Source organism: Williamsia muralis (genome assembly GCF_002735905.1).
GTDB lineage: Bacteria > Actinomycetota > Actinomycetes > Mycobacteriales > Mycobacteriaceae > Williamsia > Williamsia muralis_A.
In genome coordinates, this window is record NZ_PEBD01000008.1 from 304431 (window position 1) to 317307 (window position 12877).

Consider the following 12877-nt stretch of genomic DNA (forward strand, 5'->3'; position numbering starts at 1 on the left):
CAATACCAGTTGAGTTCGACGAAGTGGAGCGTTTTCGATGCGAGTTCTGGCTGTCACGGGCGGGCATTCCTTCGACCGGCAGGCCTTCGCCGAGTTCCTCGATTCCCTTCCTGCGGACATCACGTGGCGCGAGCATCCGGACGCGGACATCTCCGCTGCAGAACTCGCCGAGTTCGACGCATCGCTGCACTACGACATGCCCGGGACCCTTCCAGAGCCGACCGACCCCCCAGAATCGATCCGTGAGGCCGTCCGATCAGCGCCCGACACGGGCCATGGGTACGTGGTGCTCCACCACGCGCTCGCATCCTGGGCGCGCTGGGACGAGTGGGCGGAGTTCGTCGGGGGTCGCTACCTCTATCAGCCAGGTGTGGTCCGTGGGGTCGCCTGCCCGGATTCGGGTTATCGGCATGCAGTGGCAGAGACGATCTCGGTGGTCGACGCGGCTCACCCGGTGGTCTCGCAGGTGCCCGAAGAGTTCCGGCTGACCGACGAGACGTACCTGTGTGAGGTCTTCGAAGACGACGTCGAGCCACTGCTGCGCACCGATGCCGAGATGACCGACGCCGTCCACTGGTCGACGTCGCTGGCCATGGCGGGCCGTCGCGACGACCGGGAGGGCTGGCGACATCGCGAGGGCTCCTCCTTGGTCGGGTGGACGAAGACCAATGGCCGAAGCCGGCTGGTCTACCTGCAACCCGGCGACAAAGCCCCCACGTTGGGCGACGCGAACTACCGAGCCCTGGTGTCGGGCGCACTCGAATGGGTGGGCCGTCGCCGCTGATCGACTTTTTGGTGACAACCTAAAGAAATTTGTGCTCGCGATCACTCTTCGCTGCTACAGTTAGTGCATTCGGTACCAAGTAAGGCAGCGAGTCTCAGAAGAGGGAGCACGCGATGCGTCAGATCAAGCATCCGATGAGCCGGGCGATCTATGAATTCGATGAGGATTTCAACGTCCGGGTCACCACCAAAGACGGCAAGACCGGCACTTTCGACCCCGAGGGTCGGTACCTGCACGGTGAGGTGAAGGCTGTGGATCCCGAACTGGCCCGGTGGGTGGGTCTCGGACCGCGCGAACCGGTGCCGATCACGCAGAACCGGCGTTTCATGGGCGCAGCCAAGCTGCTCGAGAAGATGCAGGCCGACAAAGTGGCACAAGACGCCCTCGCCGTCAGCCTGGAACAAGGAGGCAAACTGTGACGAACACCGAGGCCCGTCCCACAGGTCAAACCGATGACGACGGTTTCATCGAGAACGGAACCGCGTACCAGCGACTGCTCGACACCGACACCCATCCGGTGCCCGACATCCTGCGCGAGGAGTCGCACGAGAAGTACGAAGACCAGAACTTCGTGCCGGTCTCCCGCTACATCAGCCGCAAGTACCACGAGCTCGAACGCGACCGCATGTGGTACAAGGTCTGGCAGATGGCATGCCGCGAGGAAGAGATCCCAGAACCGGGTGACACCCTCGTCTACGAGATCTGCGAGAAGTCGATCCTCATCGTGCGGGGCAAGGACATGAGCATCCGCGCGTTCTACAACTCATGCCTGCACCGTGGCCGCACGCTGCGCGAAGAGGACGGGCCGGCAGGTAACGAGATCCGTTGTCCTTTCCACGGATTCGCCTGGAACTTCGATGGATCGCTCAAATCCATGACCTGTGCCTGGGACTTCCCTCAGGTCGACCAGGGCAAGATGGATCTGCCGCAGGTCAAGGTCGACACCTGGGGTGGTTTCGTCTTCATCAACATGGACCCGGCGTCTGAATCGCTTGCGAGTTTCCTCGGCGACCTCGGAAAGCATTTCGAGGCTTGGCCTTTGGAGGACCGCTACATCCAGGCCCATGTCGCCCAGGTCATCCAGGCCAACTGGAAGATCGCGCAGGAGGCCTTCTCCGAGGCATTCCACGTCATCACCACCCATCCGCAGCGAGTGGTGGGCACCGGCGACTCGAACAGTCAGTACGACAGCTGGGGAAACTTCAACCGCGGCATCACCGCGAACGGTGTACCCAGCCCGCACATCAAGTTCGTCCCGTCCGAGCAGGAGATGTTCGACTCGATGGTCGACGCCCGCATCGACGAGGACCCGATGGTGACACTGCCCGAAGGCGTGACCGCCCGCGAGATGTCCGGGATGCTGGCCCGCGAGGGCCTGCGTGACGTCATCGGAGATGTCAAGGCCGACAACATGTCCGATGCCGAGTCGCTCGACAGCATCTACTACACCGTGTTCCCCAACTTTCACCCGTGGGGCGCATATCAGCGCATCGTCTACCGCTTCCGGCCCAACGGCGACGACCACGAGACATCGATCATGGACGTCTACCTGCTCGGCCCTTTCAAAGGCGAGCGGCCCAAGCCGGCGAAAACCCAATGGCTCGAGCCTGATCAGTCGTGGATCGAGGCGACCGTTCTGGGTAGCTCAGCGCGGGTGTTCGACCAGGACGCGTACAACATGCCCAAGGTGCACAAGGGTCTGAAGTCGGCACAGTCGAAGTACCTGCCACTGGCCCGGTACCAAGAGGTGAAGATCCGCCACATTCATCATCTGCTCTCGCAGTGGATCGGCGAGGACGTCGACTGACCATGTCCGCAACCATGAAAGCGCTGCAGTACCGCGAGTTCGGGGCGCGTCCGGAGGTCGTCACAGTCGACAAACCGGTGCCGGGGCCCGGCGAGGTGCTGCTGAAGATGACCGCCTCGGGCGCCTGCCATTCCGATGAGTTCATCATGTCGACACCCGCCGACCAGTACGTGTTCGCGCCACTGCCGCTGACTCTCGGGCACGAGGGCGCAGGCGTCGTCGAGGAACTCGGTCCGGGCACCACCGGCATCGAGGTCGGCCAAGCGGTACTGGTGTACGGACCGTGGGGCTGCGGGATGTGCCATTCCTGCGCGCAGGGCAGTGAGAACAATTGTGTTCACGGGATCAGCGCACCCGGAATCCACCGGCCGGGCACCATGGCCGAGTACATGATCGTCGACAGTCCAAGGCATCTCGTGCCGCTGGGTGATCTCGACCCGGTCGCGAGCGTTTCACTGACCGACGCCGGACTCACGCCGTATCACGCCATCAAGCCCTCGCTGTCGCGTCTGTCCCCCGGCACCACCGCACTCGTGATCGGGGTCGGCGGGCTGGGTCACGTGGGTGTTCAGTTGCTCCGTGCGCTGACTCAGGCAACTGTCATCGCTGTCGATCTCGATCGATCGCGGGTCGATCAGGCCCTCGAACTGGGTGCGCACCACTCCGTCATCTCCGATTCCGATGCGGGAGAACGCATCAGGGAGCTCACCGGTGGTCGTGGCGTCGATGCGGTCTTCGACTTCGTCGGTGCACAGAGCACAGCCGATCTGGCGCAGTCGTCGGTGGCCGTGGCCGGCGAGATCGCCCTGATCGGTGTCGGCACAGGCACGGTTGGAGCCGGGTACCTCACCCTGCCGTTCGATGTGTCTGTGCGCGTGGTCAACTGGGGCTCGCGTAGCGAACTGATGGAGGTCATCGAACTCGCCAGACGCGGTGCGATCAGCGTGACGGTGTCCGAGTTCTCGATGGACGACGCGCCATCGGCCTACGAACAACTCCACGCGGGCAAGGTCCGGGGTCGAGCCGTGGTTGTTCCCACCCGCTAGTACCGAACCCGTCGACGGCGGTAAGGGCCCGGCCGGCGGGTCAGTAGATGGCCTCGCGGTGCGGATCGAAGTAGTGGCCGATCCGCCGGGCCGAGAGCTGACGGAAGATCTCGCCTGCGGCCGTCGGCCACGCGGAGGTGGTGACTGCCTCGCTCGCTCGTAACAGCGTCACCGAGACCAGTGCGACGCGGCCGAGCGGGGTGTCGAAACCACTCGGAGCCCCCCAGCCCTTGTTGCTCAGCAGAACACCCACAGTGCTCCCGACCGCCCATTCACGGGGCGCCCGCACTCCGGCGAGCTCCACATACACCGGGTCGACCGAAGCGGTGATGGTGCGTACGAAGTCTTGTCCACCAGAGGCGGCATGGGCCGCGACCGCGGCGATAATCGTGAAAAGCCAATGTTCGCGCGCGCTTTCGTCGGCACGCAGCTCGGGGTCGATGGACTCGACGAAGAACTCCGCGCCCACACCGACCATCGATCCGTTCAGCGCCCCGACGAGACTCGGCGCCGACAGACCATCGGTGGCCACCACGGTGGTCCGTTCGCGCGCCACCACCCGAAACCCCCTCGTACCGCCTGGCCACAACACTTCGTTGTCGGGTAGCGGTGCGAGTATCTGCTCGTACATCCGTCCGACGCCCCGCCAGATGTTGTCACGGGCCGTCTGCGCCTCACGTGCGCCGGGAACATCCTGTGTCGACTCCTGGGGGCCGCGAATCGCCACGCCCACTCCCCCGCCGTGCTGCACCGGAGTCGGAGTCGACGGCACCTGCGAACGGGCATGTGCCCGTTCGAACGCACGTTGGGTGAACGCCATCTCGCTGGACTCGGGAGTCATTGCAGGCGAAGGGATCTCGACCACCGCGTCGTCGGCTACGAGAAACACCAAACGCATGCGGCCGCCTGATCGCGCCGGGTCGGCTGGTGCCTGTGTGAAAACCCGCCAGCCCGCCTGAATCCGTTGCGCTGCCAGGGAGTACAGATTGTGCCCCGCGTGGTCGATCCGGTGGTTGCGGATGAAGTCCAGCGTGATGGTCACCGCTGCAGCGGCATCGGTGGCGCGGGCGGGCACCGACCCTGCGGATGGGAACGGGAAGTAGGAGCCCGACAGCAGGTGCGCGAGGGGAACGCCGCCGACGTAGTCGACCAACCACTGCGGGGCATCCCGCGGATACCTCAGCAGATCGTCGCGGTAGGCATCGGCGTCGAAGATGAGCGCCGGATCGATCGGCCCGTGCTCACCGTGGTCGAACCGGACAATCGGCGCGCCGGGCCCCAGCACGATCTCGAGCAGCAGACACGCATCCGCCCCGGATTGATACCGCCCCACCCTCAGGTCTCTGGCCACTTCGAGCGCAGGCGGCGGCATCGGAATGGGCGTCGGTGGCACAGGCCCGAAGTACGTCAGGGCGTAGCGGGTGGCGGTACCGGCAAAACTGAATGTGGCTTTCGCTCCGGTGGCACCGAGAGGCGCGACCGATTGGATGAGCCTGCCGATGGTCGAGATGAACTCGGGCTCGGCCATCAGGCGGGCTTGCGTCGAGGACCAATACGTCATCGCGCAGTCACCTCCCCACCTGCGGCCTTTTGATCCGTCACGTGTCGCGATCTTGTGATCGGCGTGCGATCGAAGCCATTATCGCGCATGTGGGGAGGTGCGCGTCTACCTATCCGTTCCGGCGGTCACGCCACTTGCACAGTTCGGTGGCCAGCGAGATGTTGTAATCGGGGCCGTTGACACCGACCGTGAACAGGGAAACGCCCTCGTCGGCGAGGCTGTCGGCGAGCTTCACGGCTTCGTCGAGACCGCCTGCCTGCGACAGCTCCGCCGAATGGGCGATCTCACCGGGGTCGCGACCAACTGTTGCGCAGTGGTCGGTCAGTACCTGCGACTTGTGCCGGTAGGTCTCCAGATCGACGAACGAGTGCCAGTAGTGAGCATGCTGGGCGACGAACTTGAGCGTCTTCTTCTCGCCGCCGCCGCCGATCAGGATCGGGATCTCGCGAACGGGCGCCGGGTTGAGCTTCGCGAACCGGTTCTTGATCCGGGGCAGTGCCTCGCCGAGGGCGTCCAGTCGGCTTCCCTTGGTCCCGAAGTCGTACCCGTACTCGGTGTAGTCGCGTTCGAACCAGCCCGAGCCGATACCGAGAATCAGCCGGCCGCCCGAGATGTGATCGACGGTGCGGGACATGTCGGCCAGCAGATCCGGGTTGCGGTAGCTGTTGCAGGTGACCAGAGCGCCCAGCTGGATGCGTGAGGTCTGCTCGGCCCACGCCGCGAGCATCGTCCAGCACTCGAAGTGTGCGCCGTCCGGCTCACCGTAGAGCGGGTAGAAGTGGTCCCAGTTGAATGCAACATCAACACCGGCGTCTTCGGCGCGGCGAACCGCGTCACGGATGTTGTTGTAGTCGGCCGCGTGCTGTGGCTGTAACTGAACTGCGATCTGAATTGGTGTGCTCATGAGTTCCAGTGTGCATCAACCGTGCCGACGGATCGCGGCCTGCGCGGCATGCATGCCACACATACCGTGGACGCCGCCGCCGGGCGGGGTCGACGACGCGCACAGATAGACACCGTCCACGGGTGTTGCGTACGGCACGCGGGCAACCACGGGCCGCGTGAACAACTGCCGCAAATCGGACACACCCGAATTGATGTCGCCGCCTACATAGTTCGGGTTGTACACCGAGAGCTGCTTGGCCGTCATGCTGTGCCTGGCGATGATCACGTCCTTGAACCCTGGGGCGCAGCGTTCGATCTGCGCTTCCACCGCTTCGGTCATGTCGACGTCAGAGCCATGAGGCACATGGCAATACGCCCAGGCGACGTGTTTGCCGTCCGGAGCACGTGATGGGTCGATCACGCTCGGCGTTCCGCCGATGAGATTGGGACGCTCCGGATGGCGTCCTGCCTTCACGTCCTCTTCGTTCTGCCTGATCTGCTGGTCGTCCGAGGCGATGTGAAAGGTCGCCGACTTCGCGGTGTAGGGGTCGTTCCACGGGATCGGTTCACTCAAGGCGTAGTCGATCTTGAACGACCCTGGGCCATAACGGTATTTGGCCAGGCGGCTGCGGTACCGGGTCGGCAGACGGTCGCCCATGATCCTGCTGAACTGGGTCGGATCGATGTCGAAGAACTTCAGGCGGGTGTCGGGCATGTCCTCGAAACTCCGCACCGGATGATCGGTTCGGATCTCGCCACCGTGAGCTTTGAGCGCGCCGGCGAGGGCATCGGCGATCGACTGACTCCCGCCTCGCGCGATCGGCCATCCGCCCGCGTGCGCGAGCATCCCGAGTATCAACCCGAACGACGCCGTGGCCACCCCGCTGGTGGGCCGGACCACGTGAGTTGCGATGGCCGCGAACAACGTGCGGGTGCGTGGATCTCGGAACATGATCTTGTTGAACGCGTCTGCACTCAGCAGCGCCTGCGGTCCGAACCTGGCCGCCACCAACAGGTGGCGCGGGATCCGGAACGGGCCGAAGAAGTCGCTGATCAGGTCTTGCGAGTGTTTGGCAGCAAATCCGAGGGTCGCGCCCCATGCGGCAGCGTCACGGCCGAGCGTCTCTTGGGTACGTGCGAGATCCCGGAACAGCGGCAGGGCGGTGCCGTCTCCGAACACCTGCGACAGCTGTACCTCGGGGTCGAGCCATTCCAGCCCATAACGGCCCAGATCCATCGAATTGAAGGCCGGCGAGGCCAATCCGGTCGGGTGCACCACCGAGCACATGTCGTGCCAGAAGCCGGGTTCGGTCAGCTCGCTCGTCCGGGTTCCACCACCGATCGTCGGATGAGATTCGAGCACCAGGACCTTGTGGCCGGCTTTGGCGAGTGTGACCGCTGCCGACAAACCGTTGGGTCCTGATCCGACCACCACCGCGTCGTAACCATCCGCCCTCACAAACACCAACCTTAATCGCGTAACCGCGAGTCTTTACCGCTGATTCATGTTCAGGTTCCCGCCGGTTTCACTGCGATGCCTACCGTTCGACAAGTTGGTCGAAGCCCGCGACCTCGTCAGCCCATCACTTTCGTCAGCACAGGGAGTCACCACGGTGAGAGTTCCACTTGCCATCTTTGATAAACACGCAGGCGCCTCGAAGCGCTCCCGCGTGACGTGCCATTACAAATGTGGCGACGCATGCTGGCATGAACCGCCCAACACCAGCGACAACGAGTACTTCCGGGACATCGCCCGCAACGCGGTCTCGCGCCGCTCGGTACTGCGTGGTTCGGCCGCCGCAGTGGTCGCCGTGGGAGCCACCTCGGCCCTTGCCGCATGCGGTGACGACAGCAAGTCGACGGCACAACCGTCGAGTGCGGTGGAGGTCACCGGCACCGGCGACGGCAACGGGATGAACTTCGTCCCGGTCGCGCCGAACACCGAGGACGCCCTGGTCATCCCCGATGGATATGAGCAGGCCGTGGTGATCATGTGGGGCGACCCGGTGGTCCCCGGGGCACCCGCGTTCGATTTCGACAACCAGACCCCTGAGGCGCAGGAAAAGCAGTTCGGGTTCAACAACGACTTCGCCGGCCTGATCCCCATCGAGGGACAGGCGGGGCACTACTACCTGGTGGTCAACCAGGAGTACACGAGCGAAGAGTTCATGTTCAAGGGTTACAAGCCGAAGGAACCTACCGAGCAGCAAGCGCGGATCGCCATGGCTGCGCACGGCATCACCGTTGTCGAGGTGAAGAGCGAAGACGGGTCTGGCAAGTTGACTCCCGTTGTCGGCGAACGGAATCGACGCCTCACGGCGATGAGTCCGTTCACCCTGACCGGGCCGGCGGCCGGCAGTGAGTTCGTGAAGACCAACGCCGATCCCCAAGGGGCCACGGTGCTCGGCACCATCGGCAACTGCTCCGGTGGCCTCACGCCGTGGGGAACCATGATCTCCGGCGAAGAGAACTTCAACGGCTACTTCACCGGCGCCTCAACCGTCACCGACTCCACGGCCAAAGAGCGCCTCGAGCGGTACAGCTTCGATGACGAAGACGACTTCCATCAGTGGGGCAAGTACGAGACCCGGTTCGATCTGGCGAAAGAACCCAACGAGGCCAACCGATTCGGCTATGTCGTCGAGGTCAATCCACACGACCCCAACTCCACTCCTGTCAAGCATTCCTCGATGGGTCGCCTCAAGCACGAGGGCGCCAACGTTTTCGTCACCGACGACGGCACCGTGGTCGCCTACACCGGTGACGACGAGCGCTTCGAGTACATCTACAAGTTCGTGTCCAGCAAGAAGATTCAGCCAGGCGTGGGTGCGGCGGCCATGCAGCACAACATGACCATCCTGTCGAACGGCACGCTGTACGTGGCCCAGCTGACCGGCAACCAGCCCGATCAGATCGACGGCAGCGGCAAGCTCCCTTCCTCGGGATCGTTTGCCGGAACGGGCAAATGGTTCCCGCTGCTCACCGTCACCGACGACGGAGCCGAGTCCGAGGTCGAGGGCATGACGGCCCAGGAGGTGGCAGTGTTCACCCGCCTGGCGGCCGACAAGGTCGGCGCCACCAAGATGGACCGTCCCGAGGACATCGAGCCGCACCCCAAGACCGGCAAGGTCTACTGCGCGCTGACCAACAACGACAAGCGCGGTACGGCAGGCAAGGCCGGCGTCGACGAGGCCAATCCCCGGAACGAGAACAAGAACGGACAGGTCATCGAGTTCACCGATGACCATGCCGGTACAGAGTTCACCTGGGACCTGTTGCTGGTGTGTGGTGATCCCGCTGCTGCCGACACCTACTACGGCGGATTCGACAAGACCAAGGTCAGCCCCATCTCGTGCCCGGACAACGTGGCCTTCGATCCGCACGGGAACCTGTGGATCTCCACCGACGGCAATGCGCTGAAGAACAACGACGGACTGTTCGCCGTGGCACTCGAGGGCGACAACCGCGGCGAGACGAAGCAGTTCCTCACCGTGCCGAGAGGTGCCGAGACCTGCGGTCCGATCATCGACACGGACCGGATCATCGTGTGCGTCCAGCACCCCGGCGAAGAGGACGAGTACTCGGCCGACAAGCCTTACTCGAACTGGCCCGAAGGCGGCGATTCGCAGCCTCGCCCGTCGGTGGTCTCGGTGTGGAAGTCGGGCGGTCAGATCGGCGTGTGATCCACTCCGTGTCGGATTCGCTCCGCTTACCGGCGTCTGCTCCCGTCGCAACGGGCGCGAACGCGCGTAAGCGGAGCGGATCTGTCTGTGCGGTCAGGGTTTGGCTGTCATCGCGGCGATGATGGCGGCGACCTGCGCGGACAGGTCACCGGCGGAACCCTGGTCGCCGGTGAACCACCGGAACAGTGCTTGCTGGAACAGGCCGTCGAAGATCGCGTAGGCCACCGGCGGACTCAACACCGGGGGCCGACCGGTGAACTCGGAATGGCGTGTGACCATTCGCCAGATCATCGCTTCCAGACCCTGTTCGATCTCGCCGACAGCGGGACGGAAGACCTCGTCGAAGTAGCTCTGGGCCCGCATGTCGTACCAGAGACGGTGCATCGGAGCCTCGTCCGTCAGGCTGGTCGCCATGGCGGCGGAGAATCGTTTGGCCAGGTCATCGACATTTTCCGAGCCGTCGATCGCGGCGTCGTACCGGGTGACACACTCGGCTTTGTACTCGCGGACTCCGAAGATGATGAGTTCGTTCTTGTCGGCGAAGTAGTAGTGGAGCACCCCGTGCGTGAAGTCGGAGTTGCTGGCGATGTCGCGAAGACTGGTGTTCGCGTAACCCCGTTCCGCCAGAGTGGCCAGCGCCGACCGGGCAAGCTCTCGCTGCCGTTCGCCGAACTTGTCCACGCGACTCTCTGCGCGCGTCCTCCGGGTTGAGGTGCTCATCACCGAGCAGTTTAGATCCGGGTCACGGCCGGAACAATGGCGAACGGACTGTTTTTGCAGTTACGGCGTCACGCCAGGAACTCGATGATCAGGTCGCCGACCACCTCGGGTTGTTCGAGATGCAGGAAGTGCCCGGCGGCCTCGACAACGCGGACGTCGCTGCCGGCAGGCAACACCGCACCCGCCCGTTCGGCGAAGCCGGCCTGCATACATCCGTCGTCGGCACCGTGCAGGTAGAGGGTGGGTGTGCGGGCTTCGCCTGTCATCGCCCTCTGCATCGACCGGTATCGCTCCGCGGGCCGGGTGGGTCGCAGCGTGGCCCGGTAGTACGCCAAGACCGTGGTGCGATGCGCTGCGGTGGGCAACGAGTCGAAGACGTACCGCAGGTCTTCGGTGGCGTCGAACCCTGGTGACCATCTCCGCCAGAGCAGAGGGATGAGCTTGTCCAATGTCCGCTCAGACAGGCGCGGCAACTGAACGAACATGGTGTACCAGCTCAGAAAGGCTTGCCGTGCATACAGTTTCGCCATCGCTGCGGGATCGGAACGCACCTGGGTGAATGCCCCGATCGGAGGTACCGCCATCGACACCACGGTGCGGAACGGCGAGCCTTCGAAGGCCGCCAACCCATTCGAGGTGAGTGCACCCCAGTCGTGTCCGACCACCACGGCATGATCATCGGCGCCCAAGGATCGGTGGATCTCCACGGCGTCGTACATCAATGCGCCCACGTGGTAATCGCCGTCGCGGGCGAGTCCGGAGGGCGCGTATCCCCTGCCGAACGGAGCGATCACCCGATAGCCCTGCTCGGCCAGTCGCGGTCCGAGGTGCCGCCATGTGTACGCGGTATCAGGGAACCCGTGTAGGCACAGCGCCAGTGTTCCGTCTGCCGGTCCCCAGGCGAACGCCTGCAGATCCACGGTCGGCAACGTCAGTGAGATCGACTCGGCTCCGGCGGGTGGCTCATGCATGTACTGATCCAATCAGGTCAGCTAGTCCAGCCAGTCCAAAACGGCTGCAGCGGTCCAGGATTGCTGCATGCTACCCAGCGGCTCTCCGGTGAACGGCTCGTAGTATTCGGCGAACGACCCGTCTTGCGCCTGCCTCAGACCCTCTTCGCGCAACCGCGCCGAACGTTCCGTCCACCCGCGACGGGCAAATGCCCACGAGAACAGCCAGGTCATCACCGGCCATACGGGCCCGCGCCAGTACTCCCGTGATTTGAAGTCCGCCGAGATCGGTGATGTCGACGGCGGCACCGCGTACTTGAGGTCGGGGTGACCGCAGAAGCGAGGACCTTCGAAGAGCTTGAGCAGTGCACGCTCGCGATCGCGCGGCAGTCCACCACACAACAGCGGTGCGAACATCGCGATGGTCTCGGTGTTGATCCAGCGGCCCGCACGCAGATCGAAGTCGCGAGCGGCCCCATTGCGTTCCGCGGTCGCCGCCGCGACGCCGGCACGGTATCGATCCGCCCAGGCCCGCAGGTCACGGACATCCGAGCGAGGTTTCGAATAATCCTCGCCGATCGTCGCGAGCACATCGCACGCCACCGCGAAGATCGCGCTGACGAAGACGTCTTCGATGGCGAAGCTCATCACCTCGGGCAGCACCGCATCGTCGTAGTTCGCCATCTTCATCTCGTGGACCAGCCACAGATAGCGGTCGTACTCGACGTCAGATGGGCGCATCGAGGCGTCGGCGCCATGAGAGAGGTCGGCACGGGTGTACGGCGGCAGATCGGCCCCCGGCTTCACGTTCTCGTAGGCGGCATCCCAGCGGGGCGAGTTGTCCATCCCCGATTCCCAGCCGTGGTAGAGCGTGATGCGACCGCGCCCCTGAGGGTCCCGGGCATGCGCAAGCCACCTGTGCCACCGAACGAGGTCGCCCCATCTGCGGTCGAGGAACTCCTCGGCGACTGAGCGTGTGGTGCGGCCCTGGCGGCGTGAATGGTCGAGGATGCGTTGCACCGCAATGGCGTGAACGGGCGGCTGGGTGATGCCCGAGGTGTGCGGCGCCCGCGGTGCGTTGAACGCGAGCTGTGAACACTCCCATCGCGCCGGACCCGGGAAGTACCCGTCGCGGCCGTTCGCGAAGACGATGTGCGGGATCATGCCGTTGCCCCACTGCGCCGAGAGCAGGGTGTCCATCTCGACCACCGCTCGTTCCACACTCAGCGGCGCGAGGCCGACCGTGACGAAGGCCGCATCCCAGCTCCACATGTGCGGGTACAGACGCGGCGCCGCACTGGTCATGGTGCCCAGATCGTTGCCGCGCAGCAGATAGGCCGCGCGCGCCGACAGTTGCGTATTGGTGAAGCCGACGTATCCCACGGTCACATTCTGGCCCCACGGGCGCAATCGCGCCCATCTCGCTGTCCAGACCCTCTGG

The 12877-nt window shown here is 64.3% G+C and carries 11 protein-coding genes; 5 read left to right on the plus strand and 6 right to left on the minus strand.

Annotated features, from left to right (window positions below; genetic code table 11):
- Positions 1-37: 37 nt before the first annotated feature.
- The 4 genes from CSW57_RS10420 to CSW57_RS10435 all read left to right on the plus strand — a co-directional run bounded on the left by CSW57_RS10420 (position 38) and on the right by CSW57_RS10435 (position 3637).
- Positions 38-784, plus strand: a complete 747-nt coding sequence (locus CSW57_RS10420) for a ThuA domain-containing protein (protein WP_099382720.1) — start codon at positions 38-40, stop codon at positions 782-784.
- Between the two features lie 113 nt (positions 785-897).
- On the plus strand, positions 898-1203 hold the full coding sequence (locus CSW57_RS10425) for a hypothetical protein (RefSeq protein ID WP_099382721.1): 306 nt from the start codon (positions 898-900) through the stop codon (positions 1201-1203).
- Entirely contained in the window at positions 1200-2591 is a 1392-nt protein-coding gene (locus CSW57_RS10430; RefSeq protein WP_099382722.1) for an aromatic ring-hydroxylating oxygenase subunit alpha, read from the plus strand. The genes CSW57_RS10425 and CSW57_RS10430 overlap by 4 nt, the downstream gene beginning before the upstream one ends.
- Before the next feature lie 14 nt (positions 2592-2605).
- A complete protein-coding gene (locus tag CSW57_RS10435; RefSeq protein ID WP_099383300.1) occupies positions 2606-3637 on the plus strand; it encodes an NAD(P)-dependent alcohol dehydrogenase in 1032 nt (343 codons plus the stop codon).
- Positions 3638-3677: 40 nt separating this feature from the next.
- Here the strand turns inward: CSW57_RS10435 and CSW57_RS10440 are convergent, their stop codons facing one another.
- The 3 genes from CSW57_RS10440 to CSW57_RS10450 all read right to left on the minus strand — a co-directional run bounded on the left by CSW57_RS10440 (position 3678) and on the right by CSW57_RS10450 (position 7542).
- Positions 3678-5198, minus strand: coding sequence for a hypothetical protein (locus CSW57_RS10440; RefSeq protein ID WP_099382723.1), 1521 nt, complete (start codon positions 5196-5198; stop codon positions 3678-3680).
- Positions 5199-5307: 109 nt separating this feature from the next.
- Positions 5308-6102, minus strand: coding sequence for an LLM class F420-dependent oxidoreductase (locus CSW57_RS10445; RefSeq protein WP_099382724.1), 795 nt, complete (start codon positions 6100-6102; stop codon positions 5308-5310).
- A 15-nt stretch (positions 6103-6117) separates the two neighbouring features.
- Positions 6118-7542: a phytoene desaturase family protein gene (locus tag CSW57_RS10450; RefSeq protein WP_099382725.1), complete on the minus strand. Its 1425-nt coding sequence runs from the start codon at positions 7540-7542 to the stop codon at positions 6118-6120.
- A gap of 154 nt (positions 7543-7696) precedes the next feature.
- On the opposite strand from CSW57_RS10450, the gene CSW57_RS10455 reads away from it, so the two are divergent.
- Positions 7697-9766, plus strand: coding sequence for a PhoX family protein (locus CSW57_RS10455; protein ID WP_189339204.1), 2070 nt, complete (start codon positions 7697-7699; stop codon positions 9764-9766).
- A 93-nt stretch (positions 9767-9859) separates the two neighbouring features.
- Here the strand turns inward: CSW57_RS10455 and CSW57_RS10460 are convergent, their stop codons facing one another.
- From CSW57_RS10460 to ggh, 3 genes are all read right to left on the minus strand, one after another.
- Complete coding sequence (locus tag CSW57_RS10460; protein ID WP_099382727.1) at positions 9860-10486, minus strand: TetR/AcrR family transcriptional regulator; 627 nt, start codon at positions 10484-10486, stop codon at positions 9860-9862.
- Positions 10487-10554: 68 nt separating this feature from the next.
- Entirely contained in the window at positions 10555-11457 is a 903-nt protein-coding gene (locus CSW57_RS10465; RefSeq protein ID WP_099382728.1) for an alpha/beta fold hydrolase, read from the minus strand.
- Between the two features lie 21 nt (positions 11458-11478).
- Complete coding sequence (ggh, locus tag CSW57_RS10470; protein ID WP_099383301.1) at positions 11479-12819, minus strand: glucosylglycerate hydrolase; 1341 nt, start codon at positions 12817-12819, stop codon at positions 11479-11481.
- Between the last annotated feature and the right edge of the window lie 58 nt (positions 12820-12877).